This is a genomic window from Maribacter sp. R86514, from assembly GCF_044597005.1.
Lineage (GTDB): Bacteria > Bacteroidota > Bacteroidia > Flavobacteriales > Flavobacteriaceae > Maribacter.
The window spans coordinates 233108-251369 of the sequence record NZ_CP138999.1; the positions used below are offsets into that span (position 1 = coordinate 233108).

General features: G+C 35.1%; 20 protein-coding genes. 17 read left to right on the plus strand and 3 right to left on the minus strand.

Translation table 11 applies throughout. The annotated features are described in order from the left end of the window. Window positions 1–15: 15 nt before the first annotated feature. The 3 genes from SJY30_RS00950 to SJY30_RS00960 all read left to right on the plus strand — a co-directional run bounded on the left by SJY30_RS00950 (window position 16) and on the right by SJY30_RS00960 (window position 3207). Window positions 16–1329: an ABC1 kinase family protein gene (locus SJY30_RS00950; protein ID WP_396633761.1), complete on the plus strand. Its 1314-nt coding sequence runs from the start codon at window positions 16–18 to the stop codon at window positions 1327–1329. A gap of 114 nt (window positions 1330–1443) precedes the next feature. Continuing rightward, a complete protein-coding gene (locus tag SJY30_RS00955) occupies window positions 1444–2454 on the plus strand; it encodes a beta-ketoacyl-ACP synthase III (RefSeq protein WP_396633762.1) in 1011 nt (336 codons plus the stop codon). A 393-nt stretch (window positions 2455–2847) separates the two neighbouring features. Continuing rightward, window positions 2848–3207, plus strand: coding sequence for a CoA-binding protein (locus SJY30_RS00960; RefSeq protein WP_396633763.1), 360 nt, complete (start codon window positions 2848–2850; stop codon window positions 3205–3207). Here the strand turns inward: SJY30_RS00960 and SJY30_RS00965 are convergent. Then, window positions 3204–4691: a sodium:solute symporter gene (locus SJY30_RS00965; RefSeq protein WP_396633764.1), complete on the minus strand. Its 1488-nt coding sequence runs from the start codon at window positions 4689–4691 to the stop codon at window positions 3204–3206. The genes SJY30_RS00960 and SJY30_RS00965 overlap by 4 nt on opposite strands. A 203-nt stretch (window positions 4692–4894) precedes the next feature. On the opposite strand from SJY30_RS00965, the gene recR reads away from it, so the two are divergent. The 14 genes from recR to SJY30_RS01035 all read left to right on the plus strand — a co-directional run bounded on the left by recR (window position 4895) and on the right by SJY30_RS01035 (window position 16354). Beyond that, window positions 4895–5515 (plus strand): recombination mediator RecR, encoded by a 621-nt coding sequence (gene recR / locus SJY30_RS00970; RefSeq protein ID WP_396633765.1) that lies wholly within the window; start codon window positions 4895–4897, stop codon window positions 5513–5515. Window positions 5516–5605: 90 nt separating this feature from the next. After that, on the plus strand, window positions 5606–7045 hold the full coding sequence (locus SJY30_RS00975; RefSeq protein WP_396633766.1) for a 2-oxo acid dehydrogenase subunit E2: 1440 nt from the start codon (window positions 5606–5608) through the stop codon (window positions 7043–7045). A 238-nt stretch (window positions 7046–7283) separates the two neighbouring features. Further along, window positions 7284–8060 carry an exonuclease domain-containing protein gene (locus SJY30_RS00980; protein WP_396633767.1) on the plus strand — a complete coding sequence of 259 codons (777 nt, stop codon included), beginning with the start codon at window positions 7284–7286 and terminating at the stop codon, window positions 8058–8060. Window position 8061: 1 nt separating this feature from the next. Further along, window positions 8062–8976 carry a carboxypeptidase-like regulatory domain-containing protein gene (locus SJY30_RS00985; RefSeq protein ID WP_396633768.1) on the plus strand — a complete coding sequence of 305 codons (915 nt, stop codon included), beginning with the start codon at window positions 8062–8064 and terminating at the stop codon, window positions 8974–8976. Window positions 8977–8983: 7 nt separating this feature from the next. Then, complete coding sequence (locus SJY30_RS00990) at window positions 8984–9595, plus strand: fumarylacetoacetate hydrolase family protein (RefSeq protein ID WP_396633769.1); 612 nt, start codon at window positions 8984–8986, stop codon at window positions 9593–9595. After that, on the plus strand, window positions 9595–9933 hold the full coding sequence (locus SJY30_RS00995; RefSeq protein ID WP_396633770.1) for an Hpt domain-containing protein: 339 nt from the start codon (window positions 9595–9597) through the stop codon (window positions 9931–9933). The genes SJY30_RS00990 and SJY30_RS00995 overlap by 1 nt, the downstream gene beginning before the upstream one ends. Beyond that, complete coding sequence (locus SJY30_RS01000) at window positions 9933–11183, plus strand: competence/damage-inducible protein A (protein ID WP_396633771.1); 1251 nt, start codon at window positions 9933–9935, stop codon at window positions 11181–11183. The genes SJY30_RS00995 and SJY30_RS01000 overlap by 1 nt, the downstream gene beginning before the upstream one ends. 69 nt (window positions 11184–11252) lie before the next feature. Continuing rightward, window positions 11253–11492 carry a 50S ribosomal protein L28 gene (gene rpmB, locus SJY30_RS01005; protein WP_036155860.1) on the plus strand — a complete coding sequence of 80 codons (240 nt, stop codon included), beginning with the start codon at window positions 11253–11255 and terminating at the stop codon, window positions 11490–11492. A 21-nt stretch (window positions 11493–11513) separates the two neighbouring features. Continuing rightward, window positions 11514–11696, plus strand: coding sequence for a 50S ribosomal protein L33 (gene rpmG / locus SJY30_RS01010; protein ID WP_027067805.1), 183 nt, complete (start codon window positions 11514–11516; stop codon window positions 11694–11696). 35 nt (window positions 11697–11731) lie between these two features. Then, complete coding sequence (locus tag SJY30_RS01015) at window positions 11732–11884, plus strand: DUF4295 domain-containing protein (protein WP_071340023.1); 153 nt, start codon at window positions 11732–11734, stop codon at window positions 11882–11884. A gap of 87 nt (window positions 11885–11971) precedes the next feature. Beyond that, on the plus strand, window positions 11972–12928 hold the full coding sequence (gene ftsY, locus SJY30_RS01020; protein ID WP_036155858.1) for a signal recognition particle-docking protein FtsY: 957 nt from the start codon (window positions 11972–11974) through the stop codon (window positions 12926–12928). 59 nt (window positions 12929–12987) lie between these two features. After that, complete coding sequence (locus SJY30_RS01025) at window positions 12988–13809, plus strand: DUF2911 domain-containing protein (protein ID WP_396633772.1); 822 nt, start codon at window positions 12988–12990, stop codon at window positions 13807–13809. Window positions 13810–13813: 4 nt separating this feature from the next. Then, window positions 13814–15493 carry an amidase family protein gene (locus SJY30_RS01030; RefSeq protein WP_396633773.1) on the plus strand — a complete coding sequence of 560 codons (1680 nt, stop codon included), beginning with the start codon at window positions 13814–13816 and terminating at the stop codon, window positions 15491–15493. A gap of 15 nt (window positions 15494–15508) precedes the next feature. Further along, window positions 15509–16354: a metallophosphoesterase gene (locus tag SJY30_RS01035; RefSeq protein ID WP_396633774.1), complete on the plus strand. Its 846-nt coding sequence runs from the start codon at window positions 15509–15511 to the stop codon at window positions 16352–16354. 9 nt (window positions 16355–16363) lie between these two features. On the opposite strand, the gene SJY30_RS01040 is transcribed toward SJY30_RS01035, so the two are convergent. Then, a complete protein-coding gene (locus SJY30_RS01040; protein ID WP_396633775.1) occupies window positions 16364–16966 on the minus strand; it encodes an NAD(P)H-dependent oxidoreductase in 603 nt (200 codons plus the stop codon). Between the two features lie 83 nt (window positions 16967–17049). Further along, window positions 17050–18237, minus strand: coding sequence for a serine hydrolase domain-containing protein (locus SJY30_RS01045; protein ID WP_396633776.1), 1188 nt, complete (start codon window positions 18235–18237; stop codon window positions 17050–17052). Between the last annotated feature and the right edge of the window lie 25 nt (window positions 18238–18262).

An 18262-nucleotide genomic window follows, 5' to 3' on the forward strand; every position in this document is an offset into this window, starting at 1 on the left:
TCTAACTCATACGATTTGAAAACACTTGATAAAATACCTACCGGAAAAATAGAGCGTGCAAGCAAGCTGGTGAAAACCGGAGCTAAGATTGGTGGTAATTATGCCAAGTATTTGGGTAAGAAAATAATAAATCCCGACACGACTAAAGACGAGTTGAACGAAGATAATGCCGCAGATATATATGACGGGTTAAAATCATTGAAGGGTAGTGCGCTTAAGGTTGCCCAGATGTTGAGCATGGAGAAAAATTTACTGCCTAATGCTTATGTAGAAAAGTTTTCACTTTCGCAATTTTCAGTTCCCCCTTTATCGGCACCGTTGGTTAGAAAGACATTTAAGAAGTATTTAGATAAGTATCCAGAAGAAGTTTTTGATACGTTCGATAAAGATTCTATTAATGCAGCTAGTATAGGTCAGGTGCATAAAGCAACCAAAGACGGTAAAAATTTAGCGGTAAAAATTCAGTACCCAGGTGTAGCACAAAGTATAAGCAGCGATTTGGCGATTGTAAAGCCTATTGCTATTCGTATGTTCAATCTTCAAGGCAAAGATTCAGATAAATATTTCAAAGAAGTTGAAAATAAACTGGTAGAAGAGACAGATTATATTTTAGAAGTAGCACAAAGTAAAGAGATTACCGAAGCATGTTCGGTAATACCTAATATCAATTTCCCCAAATATTATACAGAATTGTCTAGTTCACGTATAATAACAATGGATTGGATGACCGGTAAACACTTGAGTGAATTTACAAAAACTGATTTTTCTCAGGCAACAGGAGATAAGTTAGGTCAGGCATTGTGGGATTTCTATATGTTTCAAATTCACGGCTTAAGAAAAGCGCATGCAGATCCGCACCCAGGTAATTTTTTGGTGAATGATAATGAGGAGCTTATCGCTATTGATTTTGGATGTATTAAAGAAGTACCGGATACTTTCTATGTACCGTATTTTGAATTGGCAAGACCAGAGGTGATATCAAATGATGAAAAGTTTACAGAAAAGTTATACGAGCTTGAAATATTGATGCCTAATGATACACCCGAAGAAATATCATTTTTCAAATCCATATTTCATCAATTATTAAGTTTGTTTACATCACCTTTTCATGAAGATGATTTTTATTTTGGCGATGAGGTTTTTTGGGACAAAATTGCGGCATTGGGAGAACAATTCTCTTCAGATAAGCAAATACGTAAAATGAATGGAAATAGAGGGTCTAAGCACTTCTTGTATATGAATCGTACTTTCTTTGGTCTATATAATCTTCTGCATGATTTAAAATCGAATATAAAAGTTAACGACTATCAGAAATATTTGAACTTGTAATTTCTCGCTTATTTTAATAATAGATGATTGTTATATTTTTTAAAAAATTTCTCAATAGTTGTTTATATTGCAACACTAATTCAACCTGAGTTTTATCAGGATTAAAAAAATACTATGTATAATTCAAAAATAATCGGCTTAGGTCATTATGTACCTGAAAACGTAGTGACAAATGATGATTTGTCAAAAGTGATGGATACTAATGATGCTTGGATTCAAGAAAGAACCGGTATTAAAGAAAGAAGACATGTAATTAGGGGCGATGGAGATACCACCACGACTATGGGTGTAAAAGCCGCTAAAGTTGCCATTGAAAGAGCTGGTATAGATAAGGATGATATTGATTTTATCATTTTTGCAACTTTGAGTCCTGATTATTATTTCCCTGGTCCTGGTGTATTGGTACAACGAGATTTAGGAATTAAAACCGTAGGTGCATTAGACGTTAGAAATCAATGTTCTGGTTTTGTGTATGCATTATCTATTGCTGATCAATATATTAAAACAGGTATGTATAAAAATGTACTTGTTATAGGGTCAGAACTTCACTCTCATGGTTTGGATATGACCACAAGGGGTAGGGGAGTTTCTGTAATATTCGGTGATGGGGCCGGTGCGGCAGTTTTAACTAGAGAAGAAGATACTACCAAAGGTATATTGTCAACACACCTACATTCAGAAGGTCAGCATGCAGAAGAGCTTTCTCTTATAGCGCCTGGTATGGGTAACAGATGGGTAACCGATATCATGGAGGACAATGATCCAAATGATGAATCTTACTTTCCACATATGAATGGTCAGTTTGTATTCAAAAATGCAGTTGTTCGTTTCAGTGAGGTAATTGTAGAAGGTTTAGAAAAAAATAAATTAAATGCGACCGATATCGATTTATTGGTTCCGCATCAAGCGAATTTGAGAATATCTCAATTTATTCAAAAGAAATTCCAGTTAAGTGATGACCAGGTTTTCAATAATATTATGAAATATGGTAACACTACAGCTGCATCTATCCCTATTGCACTTACAGAAGCTTGGGAAGAAGGTAAGGTGAAAAGTGGAGACTTGGTAGTATTAGCTGCATTTGGTAGTGGTTTTACCTGGGGCAGTGTCATTATTAGATGGTAAAAATAAAGCACCCATAGTTTTGGCTATGGGTGCTATATAGTTTTACTTAATAAGAAAAAACCAACCAATCTTCTTAATTAAACTCCCTATATAAAGTAATAGACGTAATTATGTTATAAATGTTACTTCGTCTTTCGTTTTATCGAAAAAATGAAGTGCAGTTATTATGGTAAGTGTCTGTCAAGTTTTAAAAAAAAAGAAACCCGAACATTCCTAAATAAATTGGAAGTCGGGCTTCAACATGTTGATAGGCTATACTAAACACTAACCATTAACTATAAACATATAGCGTTACCAACAATATTATAATCTTGTAAGAATACTTAACTATTTTAATAGACGAAATATTGTCTTAATAGTTACAAGTTAATCAATTTTTAACAATCTAATATTATGAAAAAGACTCTAGTTTTCGGAGCCTCCTTAAAACCAAATCGATACAGCAATATAGCAATTCATCGATTAGTAGATTCGGGCGTAGAAACCTTGGCTTATGGTTTAAGAGAAGGTACGGTTTCTGGTGTAAATATCAGTAACAATCTAGACAAATTTAACGATATTCACACAATTACCCTATATATAAATCCAAATAGACAAGAAGAATATTATGAGGAGATAATTTCGCTGGCACCGAATAGAGTAATTTTTAATCCGGGAACAGAAAACCCAGAGTTTTATAAGTTGTTGGAAAGTAGCGGTATAGAGGTAGATGTTGCTTGTACTTTGGTACTTTTAGGTACTGGTCAATATTAAGTGATATCGTTAATGCTGGCGACAGTATTTTTTTTGCGAATAAGCCATAATCCTATAAAAGTCATCAGACCATTCAATGGTAAAAGTTCATAACCGAAGACATAGCCACCAAAAAAGTCACTAGGTAGTTTTGCTAAAATGAGTATTATGGATACGCAAATTAGAGCCACGATCCATACATATTTATCTTTTACTTGATGTTTGGTGAAAATGCCAAAGGAGAATAACCCTAATAAAGGACCGTAGGTGTATGAGGCAACAGTGAGCAGCCCGTCAATTACATTTTTATCCAATATATATTTAAAAGAGATTACTACTAGAATTAATAGAACGCTCATGCCAACATGTGTTATTCTACGGGTCTTTTTAGCCACATGTTCAGATTTGTTCTCCGTACCTAGAAAATCTATACAAAATGATGTGGTCAATGAGGTAAGTGCACTGTCTGCGCTACTGTAAGCAGCTGCAATTAAACCTAACATGAACGTAACGGCAACTGTAATGCCTAAACCACTATTAAGTGCAATTTCTGGAAATAAAAGATCAGATTTCGGTGAGCCATCCATAAGTGGTAAGGCTATATTATATGTATCTGCATAAATAAATAAAAGAGCGCCGAGAAGCATGAAAACAAAAGTAACTATGACCAGTACGATACTGAAGCTGACCATATTTTTTTGAGCTTCTCCTAAGTTTCTACATGTCAGGTTTTTTTGCATCATATCTTGATCAAGTCCTGTCATACAAATGGTAATGAACATTCCACCTAAAAACGATTTTACCAAATGGTTTTTAGAAGAAAGGTCGTCAGTAAAAAAGGTTTTGCTATACTGACCTAATTCTGGCGAGTTCAAGAATTCCATAAAAGTCCAATCCATTTTTTCCAGTATGAAATAAATGGATAACCCTACGGATACCAACATAAATAAAGTTTGCAAAGTATCTGTCCAAACAATTGTTTTGATTCCACCTTTAAAGGTATAAATCCAAATTAGCAATATCGATAGAACAACAGTGATTTCAAAAGGTACGTTCCAAGCATCGAACACGAATTGTTGCAGAACAATAGCAACTAGAAATAAACGAAAAGCAGCGCCCAGAACTCTTGAGATAAAAAATGAGATAGCGCCCACCTTATAACTTACAAAGCCAAATCTATCATCTAAATACTGATAAATAGAGGTTACATTCTGTTTATAATAAACAGGTAGTAATACAAATGCCGTAACCATGTAACCTAAAAAGTATCCAAAAACAACTTGCATATAACTGAATTCAGAAGCCTTAACCCATCCTGGTACAGAAATAAAGGTAACACCAGATAAAGAGGCGCCCACCATACCAAATGCAACCAAATACCATGGCGACTGTTTACCAGCTTTAAAAAAATCTTCGTTAGAATCGTTTTTGCCGGTGAAGTATGAAATAACCAACAGCAAAACAAAGTAGCCGGTAATTAGAAGTAAAATATGAGAGGCGTTCATGTTGTTAAATTTGCGCCAAATTACAAAAAGTTAAATGACGCCGCCCAAAGAGTTTAAAATGCATTGATAGTAACGACAAGAATGTATCTCTTTTATACTATTATAGCTGATAGCGTCGATTATGCTGTAGTTTTGTTAAAATTTAAGAAAACTATACGATTAGCATTATAAGTTTAATCGTAAATTTATACCCATATTATCTTATGGATTTTTCATCGAAATTATTGGAAAACGCAGTGTATGAAGTTTCGCAATTACCGGGTATTGGTAAGCGAACTGCATTACGTTTGGTATTGCATTTATTAAAACAGCCAGAGCAACGTACAGAAAATCTATCTACATCTTTGGTAGATTTAAGAGGTAAAATTCAATTTTGTGAAAATTGCCATAATATTTCAGATACAACAATGTGCGAAATATGTGCCAACCCTAAAAGAGATGGCGCATTGGTTTGTGTCGTTGAAGATATTAGGGATGTCATGGCAATTGAAAATACAGGTCAATTTAGAGGTAAGTACCATGTTCTTGGTGGTAAAATATCTCCTATGGAAGGTATTGGTCCACAAAATTTGAAAATAGGAACTTTGGTAGATAAAGTGAGAAAAGGCGTAATAAAGGAGTTGATTTTTGCGTTGAGTTCTACCATGGAGGGCGATACTACCAATTTTTATATTTTTAGACAGATAGAGGGGTTGGATGTTAAAACGTCTACCATAGCAAGAGGAATAGCGGTTGGCGATGAATTGGAGTATGCTGATGAGGTCACTTTAGGACGAAGTATTTTGAATAGGGTGCCATTTGAGGGGTCGTTAAGACAAGATTAGCACTTGATTTTCGTTTAAATATCAATAAAAAGGTATTTATTTTATTATTTTTGCAAAAAACATAAACAAAACAAGCTTTAAATTATCGATATGTCAAAATTTGAATTGAAACTACCACGTATGGGAGAGAGTGTTGCAGAAGCAACATTAACGTCATGGTTGAAAGAGGTAGGTGATACGATTGAGATGGACGAGGCCATTTTTGAAATTGCTACGGATAAGGTTGATAGTGAAGTGCCAAGTGAGGTTGATGGTGTTTTAATTGAAAAATGCTTTAATGTTGATGATGTGGTAGAGGTCGGTCAAACGGTAGCTATAATTCAAGTAAGTGGTGATGTTGATGTAAGTGATGCTACAGAAACCGTTCAAGAAATAGCAGAACCAGAGCCGGTTCTTCAAGAAATGGTTGTGGCGGCAGAATCAGCGGTTATGCACGCTAGGGCAGAGACATCTACAGCGCAGTTGAATGGAACTTCTGATCGTTTTTACTCTCCCTTAGTTAAGAACATAGCAAGAGAAGAAGGTATCTCTTTTGAAGTTCTTGAAACTATTCCCGGTACGGGAAAAGATGGTAGGGTCACCAAAGATGACATTCTAAATTATGTAAACAGAGGAGAAAGTAAATCGGTAGAAAAGGTAGCAGCTCCAAAAAGGGAAGTTGTGCAGCATAGGGTTGAAGTGCCAGTTAGAGAACCAGCTACGGTATCTACACCTGAAAAGGTTACGGCACCTGCGGTTACCGCTAAAACAGAACCTGCCAAACCTAAATCGACTACTGCTCCAAAACCTGCTCCAGAAAAACCGAAAATGCAGGTTTCTCGTGGCGATGAGGTAATACCAATGTCGAGAATGGGCAAATTGATTGCCAAGCATATGGCAGATAGTGTTTCTACATCTGCACATGTACAGAGTTTTATAGAGGTAGATGTAACCAATATCGTTACATGGCGAAATAAAATCAAAGATGCTTTCTTTAAAAGAGAAGGTGAGAAGTTTACGTTTACCCCGATTTTTATGGAAGCTGTTGCCGTGGCATTAAAGAAATATCCTATGATGAATATTTCAGTTGATGGTGATAACGTTATAAAAAAGAAGAATATAAATATAGGTATGGCCGCAGCCCTGCCAGATGGTAATTTGATAGTTCCGGTTATAAAAAATGCGGATCAGTTAAATTTATTGGGTATAGCTAAAGTCGTAAATGATTTGGCAGACCGTTCTAGAAACAATGCGCTTAAGCCAGATGAGGTACAAGGTGGTACTTATACGGTAACCAATGTTGGTACGTTTGGTAGTGTGTTCGGAACTCCTATCATCAATCAGCCACAAGTAGGTATTATGGCATTGGGAGCTATAAGAAAAATTCCTTCGGTTATTGAAACTTCAGAAGGTGATGTAATTGCAGTGCGTAGCAAAATGTATTTATCTCATAGCTATGATCACCGAGTGGTTAATGGCGCTTTAGGTAGTATGTTCGCCAAAGCTGTTGCAGACTATCTGGAAGGTTGGGACGTTAATAGAGAGGTGTAAGCCTAAAGAGATATTATAATTACAATACCCCATTATACGAAATGTGTAATGGGGTATTTTTTTTCTTATTATATAGTTTTTAATTCATTGTACCTGTTAGTTTGGGTAGTGTAAAATTGATTGACTATTTAGGCAAATCCGTATTTTCTTCAGCTTTTTGATTTGAAATAAAATTAATCGCGAGTAATTTTATGTGTCTAAAAAACGAAAGTGTATTTTTGTTAAAAGTTAAACACTTATGGAATTAAAGCTTACCAGACCTATTTGTTTCTTTGATTTAGAGACAACTGGGGTTAATGTAGCAAAAGATCGTATTGTAGAAATAGCGATTTTAAAAGTATACCCTAACGGTAAAAAAGAAAGTAAAACGTGGTTGGTAAATCCTGAAATGGTGATACCGGAAGAGGTAATTGCCGTTCATGGTATTACCAATGAAAAAGTGGCTAACGAGCCAACCTTCAAAGAACTTTCTAAAGAAATTTATAAGATTATAAAGGATAGTGATTTAGGCGGATTTAATTCTGACCGATTCGATATTCCTTTGTTGGCAGAAGAACTATTACGTGCAGATATAGATTTTGATATGAAAAATACAGTATCTGTAGATGTACAGACCATTTTTCATAAAATGGAAAAACGTACCCTAGAAGCTGCTTATAAATTTTATTGCGATAAAGACCTTACCGATGCCCACAGTGCCGCGGCAGATACCAATGCTACTTACGAGGTGTTGCTTTCTCAGTTAGATAGGTATCCTGATTTAGAAAACAATATAAAAAAACTATCAGAATTCTCAAGAAGAAAGCAATCTGTAGATTTCGCAGGTTTTATAGCGTTGGATGAGGAAGGTGAAGAAGTTTTCTCTTTTGGTAAGCATAAGGGCAAAAAAGTACATGCGGTTTTAGAAAATGAACCAGGTTATTTTGGCTGGATGCTAAATGCGGATTTTCCATTGTATACTAAAAAGATCCTTACTCAAATTAAACTGAGCAAACTCAATAATAAATTAAGTTAAAATGCGAATTTGTTTAGTATTGTTTTTAATGATAATGGGTATTGGTCATGCCCAAGAAGTTTTGGTCGAGGGTCATGTATATGATGATAAAACGAAAACTGCCGTACCATACGCCAACATAAGTTTTTTAAAAACGCTTAAAGGAACTTCTAGTGATGAAGAAGGTTATTTTTATATAGATGTACCTGAATCATATTTAGAGCGAGACGTGCATATTTCGGCATTGGGCTTTAAAGACACCATTATGCCTGCAAAGGTAATTTCTGAAAAGAAGAAGATTTACATGAAAGAAGAAACCTTTGAGCTTGAAGAGGTGGTGGTTTCTCAAAGTTTGGGTGATTCACAGGTGTTAAATCCTGTGAGTTCGTATAGTATTAAAAGTGGATTCTCGTCTGCAGAGACCCCTTGGGTATTGGCTTTGTATTTTCCAAATATAGGTGCTGCCAAAAAGTATCTACAGAAAATAACTATTCATGTACAACAGAATAGCAAGTTTAAAAGAGCTTCGTCTAAATTTAGACTTCGTGTTTATGATGTAGATAAAAAGACACGTAAACCAAATCACGATTTAATTCGCAAAAGCATCATATTAGAGAGCTCTACAAAAGAAGATTATGTTTCCATAGATCTTTCAAGCATGGGTATAAGAATGCCAGACGAAGGTGTGTATATAGGGCTAGAGTGGATTTTCCTTCCTTATAATTGGTATACAAATACGTACAAACATGCCATTACAAATAAGAATGTAGTGGAAGATCGTTTTGCACCTACATTTGCTGCGGTATATCAAAAGAATCAGAATTTTAAAACTATGGTTTACGGTATGGGCGAGTGGAATGAATTTGGGATAAAGGCACCTGGTAATAATGAAAACTTAATTCCTGCCATCAGTTTAAAATTGTCTAAGAAAAAATAAGTCTGGGATGAAAATTATATGCATAGGTAGAAATTATACAGCACATATTGATGAGTTAAAGAATGAAAGACCGGAAGAACCTGTGGTTTTTATAAAGCCAGATTCATCTGTTTTGCCTAAACAGCAAGATTTTTATATTCCAGAATTTACAGATAATGTGCATTATGAGGTTGAGGTCTTGGTTAAAATTAAAAAAGTAGGTAAGCATATAGCTAAAGAATTTGCACCTACTTATTATGACGAAATAGGATTGGGTATAGATTTTACCGCAAGAGATTTGCAATCTAAATTAAAAGACAAGGGGTTGCCATGGGAAAAATCAAAGGGGTTTGATGGTGCTGCCGTGATAGGGGAATGGCTTCCTAAAACTGATTATGAAGATATTAATAATCTAAATTTTAAGTTGATAAAGAATGGTGAAGTCGTTCAAGATGGCAATACTAGTTTAATGCTTTGGAAGATTGATGAAATAATTGCCTATGTTTCAACGTTCTTTATGTTAAAAAAAGGAGATATTATTTTTACAGGAACACCTGCGGGTGTTGGCAAGATAAGTCCAAATGACTATCTTACGGGTAGTTTGGAAGATAAACAACTTTTTACCTTAAAAATTAAATAATGATTTATAACCTGGATAAGATTAATGAGATGGCAGAGGGGGATCAGGATTTTATAAATTCTGTTATATCTGTTTTTTTGGAAGAAGTTCCAGAAGATTTACAAGCCTTGGAGAAAGCACTGGAGGAAAAAGACCATGTACAAGTCTATAAGCTTGCACATAAAATTAAGCCTAATGTAGATTTATTGGGGATGGAGCAAACACGTGCCATAGCCTTGGAGTTAGAAACTTTAGGTAAGCAAGAGGCTAATATGGCAGAGATCGAGAAAAGATTTCCGATGCTGAAAACCGATATCAATCAGGTTGTGGCAGAATTAAAAAATGACTTCCAGTTATAATGCTTGCAGAAATTATTACTATTGGCGATGAAATTCTCATCGGTCAAGTTATTGATACTAATTCCGCATTTATTGGTAAGGAGTTAAATAAGATTGGTATCTCGGTTTATCAAATAACTTCTATTCAAGATGAACGCGAACATTTATTAAATGCTTTTAAAGATGCATCAGAACGCGTAGATGTAGTCATCATCACAGGTGGTCTGGGTCCTACAAAAGATGACATTACCAAACATACTTTATGTGAGTTCTTTAATGATACCCTTGTTGAGAATACAGAGGTATTGGCACATGTAGAAGAACTGTTCGCTAAATATATAAGTAATACCCCAATATCCGATATTAATAGGATGCAGGCTCTAGTACCTAGTAAGGCAGAAGTCTTGCATAATGCCAATGGTACCGCTCCTGGTATGCTGATAAGGGAAAATGAAGTTACGTTTATTTCTATGCCGGGTGTGCCTTTTGAAATGAAGCACCTAATGACGGAATCTGTGATTCCTAAATTGGCATCTTATTATAAAAGACCACATATTATCCATAGAACTGTAGTTACTTATGGTTTGGGAGAAAGTGCAATTGCCAAACGTATAGAGGCTTGGGAAGGTGCATTGCCAGTTAATATAAAATTAGCTTATTTACCTAATCTAGGTAAAGTGAGGTTGCGTTTATCGGGTAAAGGACCTAGTCTTTATGAGTTGGAAACGGCGATGAACGCTGAAATTGAAAAATTACACCCTTTAATCGATGATATTATATTTGGTCTTGAAGATGACGAAAGTATAGAAGAGATTGTAGCGAAATTATTAACTAGCAAAAATTTAACCTTATCCACTGCAGAGAGTTTTACAGGTGGTAAAATTGCCGAGAAGATTACTTCAATACCTGGTGCGTCCAATTATTTTAAAGGAAGTGTGGTCAGTTATGCTACAGAAGCAAAAATAAATGTATTGAATGTACCTAAAGAAATTGTAGATCAATATTCTGTAGTTAGTGCAGAAGTTGCTACGGCAATGGCAAAAGGGGCAAAAGAATTGCTAAAAACCGATTATGCAATAGCAACAACTGGTAATGCAGGACCTACAAAAGGAGATTCAAATGCAGAGGTTGGAACGGTATTTATTGCGATCGATGGTCCGAAGTCAAAATATGTACAAAAATTTCAAATGGGAAGCACCCGTGAGAGAGTTGTGGAAAAGTCTGTAAATAAGGCATTTGAGCTTCTTCAAAAAGAAATTTTAAAAATGTGATCTTTATTGTTGTTGGAACGATAAAAAAGATATAAATTTGCACCCTGTTTAAAAGAAAAAGTCAGCACGATGTCAAAAGTTTGTGAAATTACGGGTAAGAAGGCGATGTTTGGAAACAATGTTTCGTTTTCCATTAATAAAACTAGAAGAAGATTTGATGTAAATCTATCTAAAAAACGTTTTTACATTCCAGAGGAAGACCGTTGGATAACTCTTAAAGTATCTACAAGAGCTTTAAAAAGTATCAATAAGAAAGGTATATCTGCTGTTTTAAAAGAAGCAAAAGCAAAAGGATTCGTTATTAAGTAATCTGGAAAATAGAGCGATAAGATGGCAAAGAAAGGTAATAGAATACAAGTTATATTAGAATGCACTGAGCATAAAGAATCTGGTCAACCAGGTACTTCAAGATATATCACTACCAAGAATAAGAAGAATACTCCTGAGAGATTGGAAATTAAAAAATTCAATCCTATTCTTAAGAGAATGACCCTTCACAAAGAAATTAAATAGATTTTCACTTTAGAGAATCACAAAAAATATAAGTCATGGCTAAGAAAACCGTAGCAAGTTTACAGACAAGTTCTAAAAGATTGACAAAAGCTATAAAAATGGTTAAGTCACCAAAATCAGGTGCTTACGTTTTTGTAGAGCAAGTAATGCCACCAGAATTGGTAGATGCTTGGATTGCCAAGAAATAAGAAATATAACTTTTAGTAGTTATTGAGCCCCTTTCCTACGAAAGGGGCTTTTTAATTTTTTATATTTGACTAACCATACAATCAAAAATGAGTTTATTTAAAAAAATATTTTCTTCTCAGAAAAAGGAAACCTTAGATAAAGGTTTGGAGAAAACAAAAACAAGCTTTTTTTCTAAATTAGGAAAAGCAGTTGCCGGTAAGTCTAAAGTTGATGATGATGTTTTAGATAATCTTGAAGAAGTACTGGTTTCTTCAGATGTTGGTGTAGATACTACATTGAAAATTATTGAAAGAATAGAAGCAAGGGTAGCTCGAGATAAGTATGTAGGTACAGATGAGCTTAACTCTATTTTAAGAGCTGAAATTGCTGGTCTGCTTTCTGAAACTAATGACAGCGAAACTGGCGATATTCAGATACCAAAAGATAAAAAGCCCTATGTAATAATGGTCGTTGGTGTAAATGGTGTTGGTAAAACAACCACTATTGGTAAGTTGGCACATAGATTTAAAAACCAGGGTTTAAAAGTAGTGTTGGGTGCTGCAGATACATTTAGAGCAGCTGCAATTGATCAGTTACAAGTTTGGGCTGATCGTGTAGATGTGCCCATTGTAAAACAACAAATGGGAAGTGATCCTGCATCCGTTGCTTTTGATACGTTGAGTTCTGCCGTTACCCAAGATGCCGATGTAGTTATCATAGATACGGCTGGGCGTTTGCATAATAAGGTGAACTTAATGAATGAGTTGACCAAGGTTAAACGTGTAATGCAGAAGGTAGTTGAAGATACGCCGCATGAAGTATTATTGGTGTTAGATGGTTCTACGGGTCAAAATGCATTTGAACAAGCAAAACAGTTTACAAAGGCTACGGAGGTAACTGCCTTAGCCATCACCAAACTAGATGGAACGGCAAAAGGTGGTGTTGTTATCGGAATTTCTGATCAATTCAAAATTCCGGTGAAGTATATTGGTGTAGGTGAAGGTATTGAAGATTTACAGGCATTCAATAAGCACGAGTTTGTAGATTCATTCTTTAAAATTTAAAATTGAGATACGGCTGGTTCATACTTCCTCTTTTAATATGTAGTCTGAGTTGGGGGCAAATGAACCACCCGAAAGCTAGTCCGTTTGCTAAGATTGAACAAGAAGTCGGGCTTTCAAAAATTACTATAGCATATTCAAGACCTTCTGCTAAGGGTCGCACTTTATTTGGCAATCAACCTAATGGTGAATCTGGTTTAGTACCTAACGGTCGTATTTGGAGGGTAGGAGCCAATGAATCTACTAAAATTACTTTTAGTACTGATGTTTTAATAGATGGAAATAAACTTGCTAAAGGTACTTATGCCCTATATGCTTTTCCTGAGGAAGAAGAATGGCAAATAGTTTTTCATAACAATACTACACATTGGGGAGATGGCAGGGCAAATTACAATGCTGAAGAAGATGCATTACGGTTTACGGTTACGCCCACACATAACAACGATTTTCAGGAGACATTTTTAATTTCGTTCGATAATATTGATCACAACCAAGCATCAATTTATTTAAATTGGGGAACTACTCAAGTAGTAATTCTTATTATGTTTGATACAAAATCTATTATGCAAGAACAGATAGATGAATTATTATCAAAAGAACCCACTGCACAAACTTATTACGAAATTGCACGATATTATCAAGAGCAGGATTTGCACCCCAAAAAGGCACTTGATTATGTTGATCAAGCAATTGAATTGGGTGGTGATACATACTACTTTCATAGGGTGAGATCGTTAATATTGGGAGATTTAAAAGAATATGAAGCTGCCATCAATGCATCCAACATTTCCATAAATCTAGCCGAAAAAGAAGGAAAAGATGAATTTGTTCGATTGAACAAGAATGATATAATGAAGTGGAAAAGTATTCAAACAAATAAATAACAGTATGAAAAAACTTGTATTATTATTAATCATCATTGTTATAAGTGCATGTAAGAACAAGCAAGAAACGAAAAAAGAGGAAGTAGTTCTTTGGACTCCCTATAATGATTCTACTGAAGTTGCTGACAATGCTGATCACGAGAATGGACGTATGCAGTACAAGCTGATTCAATCTAAGGTATTAGATAAGAATGAGGTTTTTATGCCTTTGTTTGAAGAGGTTTCTAAGTTTACTGAGGCTCAGTATAAAGAGTTGCTTCCCATGATTTTGGAACAAGATATTTTTGTTATTAGAAATCATATAAAAGAGGGTAGGCTTACTTATGAAAATCTAGTGTTGTTTTATTTACATCGTATTTATAAGTATGAACTGGATAATGCGACAACTTTAAATACTGTGATTGCTCTTAATAAAGATGTAGTAGAGCAAGCCCGTGAATTAGATAGGCAGAATGAAAAAGGAATAGCGGCTCAAGTTCAGCACCCAATTTATGGTATGCCTATTTTGCTGAAAGACAATATTAATACATTGGGTATGAAAACGACGGCGGGTTCAATTGCTTTAATGGATAATGAAGTTGACGATTCGTTTATCGTTCAACAATTAAAAAAGAACGGTGCTTTGATTTTAGGAAAGGTAAATTTAAGTGAATGGGCATATTTTTTATGCTCAGGTTGCCCAGTTGGGTATAGTGCCTATGGTGGTCAAACTTTGAATCCTTACGGGCGAAGAGTCTTTGAAACAGGTGGTTCAAGTTCTGGAAGTGGTACGGCCGTTGCGGCAAATTATGCCGTTGCAGCAGTAGGTACGGAAACCTCGGGTTCTATTTTATCACCAAGTAGTCAAAATTCTGTAGTAGGCTTAAAACCAACTATAGGTTTATTGAGTAGGTCAGGTATAGTTCCTATCTCTAGCACATTAGATACTCCCGGTCCTATGACAAAGAACGTTAAGGATAATGCCATTTTATTATCTGCTATGTTGGGTTATGATAAATTGGATGCCGCTTCTGTAGAAGATAATTTTCCGGGTGTTTTATCTGCAGGATTACATCCCATACCTTTTTCAGAAATGAGATTGGGTGCTATTAAAGAACTGATGGAGACTGATAGTATTTATAAACAAACCATTGAAGATTTAAAAGAAGCTGGCGCAACAATTGTAACGTTTACACCGCCAGAAGTTGCCATGAATGGCTTTCTAAGTATTTTAAATATTGATATGCGAAATGATTTAAAGTCGTATCTAAAGGAGTATACCAACCCTGAGTTAGTGAGAATTTCTTCAATTACAGATGCGGTGGCATTTAATAATACAGATTCATTGGTTAGAATACCATATGGTCAAGCATTATTCAATGGTATACTTTCAGATTCTACTACAACGACCGAATTAGAGGAGATAAAATCTAATCTTGAAACAAATGGACGAACTTTCTTCGATACAGCGATGGATAAGTACAAGCTGGATGCTGTTTTATCTATTAATAATTACCACGCAGGTTATGCTGCAGTTGCCAAATACCCTGCTTTGACGATACCTATGGGGTATAAAATATCGGGTGAGCCAATAAGCTTAACTTTTATTGGAAAACAGTTTTCAGAGGCGCAACTTTTGAGGTTGGGGAAATCCTATGAAGACAAATTTCAAAAGCGTGTGACACCTAAAGACTATCAAAACTAAATTTGACTACTTAAAATGCAAAGAAGAAGCTTTTTCAAAAAGACTTTTCAGTGGGTAGCGGGGTTAGGTTTGTTAACAGGATTGTACAGTTGGCAAATAGAGCCTTTTTGGATGCAGTTTGTGTATGTAAATATGCCTTTGAAGAACTTACCGGATTCACTGGTTGGTAAAACGGTAATGCAAATAAGTGATATGCATATTGGCAATTCTTTTGATTATCAATACATCATAGATTCATTCAAAGAAGCCCAAGAATTGAATCCTGATTTTGTGGTGTATACCGGTGACTATGTTACCTATGAAGATAATGAACAACTAAACCAGTTGCAAGAGGTATTGAAATTTGTGGTTAAAGGCACTTTGGGTACCATCGGTATATTAGGTAATCACGATTACGGTATTGATTTTGTAGAAGATGATGTCGCGCAAAAAATCACGAAGAGTTTAGAAGATGTAGGGGTAACCATGTTACGAAATGATGCAGTGGAAATTAACGGACTCAATTTTTTGGGAATGGATGATTTTTGGGGAAGTAATTTTTATCCTGAAAAAGCTATTGCAAAATACAATCCTGAGAAAGCAAATATTACCCTATGTCATAATCCGGATGTATGTGATCTTCCTGTTTGGAATAATTTTGAGGGTTGGATACTCTCTGGTCATACTCATGGCGGACAAGTTAAACCTCCTTTTTTGCCGCCACTTATTTTACCTGTTAAAAACAAAAATTACGATGCCGGTATTAAAGATTTAAAAGATGAAAGAACACTGTATATTAATAGCGCATTAGGTTGTTTGCGTCAAGTGCGTTTTAATGTAAGACCAGAAATTACGGTATTTAAATTGGCTAAAGAAGTTTAAAATTTTAAACTAATCAATTGATTGAATAACGGTATCTGTAGCCAATCTAGATTTACCTATTAAATTAGGTTGTGTAGTATCCTGTTCATCACGGTAGCCAATTGCCACTGAAAATAAAACCTTGTGATCTTCAATACTAAGTATGTCCTTGTATTTAGCAACGTCTATACCTTCCATAGGAGTCGAGTCTATTTCCATAGATGCACATGCGGCCAAAAAGAATCCTAACGTAATATACACTTGATGAGATAACCAATTAACCGTTTTCTCTTTTGATTGCGTTTTTATGTATTGCTTGTAAAACTTTATAGAATTTTCAAGTAAATTTTCTTCAACACGTTTTTCAAATTCCTCAAGATTATCCATAACACTAAAAACGACCAAATGACTAGCATTTTTTATTTTAGGCGCATTAGAATATGAAGCATCAGCTAAGGCATTTTTCACCTGTTCATTAGAAACGAATGTGAATAACCAGGGTTGACTATTAATAGAAGACGGACTTAATTTTAGAATGTGTTTTAAATCTTCAATATCTGAATTTGAGATTTTTCTAGATACATTATATTTCTGTGTAGTGTATCTTTTTTCTGCAATACTTCTAAAATCCATTTTACAATTTTATACAAAAGTAAGCATACTTATTTGCTAAGTGTAGACTACGAATATAAGATGTGTTTAAATAGAAAGAAAAACTAATCGATGATAGCATTGATTAGCTCCCATATTTCATTATCGAAACTAGAAGGTCCTAAAAGTTCTTCATTACTAGCACCGCCCATACGTACGATTACCAAATCTTGGCTTGGCACCATATATAATTTTTGGTCGTTTAATCCAAGTCCGGCATACATATCGGCAGGGGCATTAGGTATTAAGCTACCTGTAAATTCTTCTACAGTACTTGGTAGTCTAAAACTACTTTTACCGTTTAACCAATACAAATATCCGTAAGAAGGATTTAAATCTTGAGAACTATTGATCATGGCGTTAAAGTAACTCTGGTCAGATAGAATGGCTGTTCCGTCCCAGTTACCTTGATTCAAATTTAAAATTCCGAAACGAGCCATACTTCGTGCAGAACTAAAGAATACATTATTGTATCCTACTTTAAAGAACAGACCTTGCATGCCAATTGGTTCTTTGATTTTTTCTGAGAAATAGGAATTAAAATCGGTTTCGGTAGCATTGGCAATGACATCATCCAATAATGTATATGGTGCATTATGATAATACCAAAATGTGCCAGGATCATTTAAGTAAGACAGACATTCTGGTTCGGTACAGAAAATATCATCCCCTGTATAATCTAGACCAGTAGTCATCGTCAATTGATTTTTTATGGTAATATTCAGTTCTTGTTCTAAAGGCATGCTTGACCAGCCCTCACCTAAATAAGTAGATGTGGTATCTGTAATTTTAAGAAATTCCTCTTCTTGTGCAATACCTGTAAGCATTGCCGTTAAATTTTTTCCGGCAGAGTTCCATGCATGATTGTCATCAGACTTAAAATCGCCAAAATATTTTTCTATTACTATTCTGCCATCCTTTAGGATAATAAAAGCATCGGTGTTATTGTTTTCTAGGAAGAAGTATAGATTACTTACTTCATCTTCGTTCCAACCTAAGGTTTCCATAGATATGGTTTCCCATTCGCTGGCTCTTGAAATTGGAGGGAAATAAGTTTCTGTAGGTATAGGTGATACCTCGGGAGGTACGCCACTTTTACTAGTTTCTGATGTAGGTTCAGAATCTTTGGAGCATGAAGCTACAATTAATGATAGGGCGAATAGCCTGAAATATTGGGAGAATTTCATGGTTAATTTAAGATTTGGGTCTTGATAAACTGTAATCAAATAAAGATTACAAGTAAATTTGTCCATATCTAACGTTTTTAAGTACCCAAAT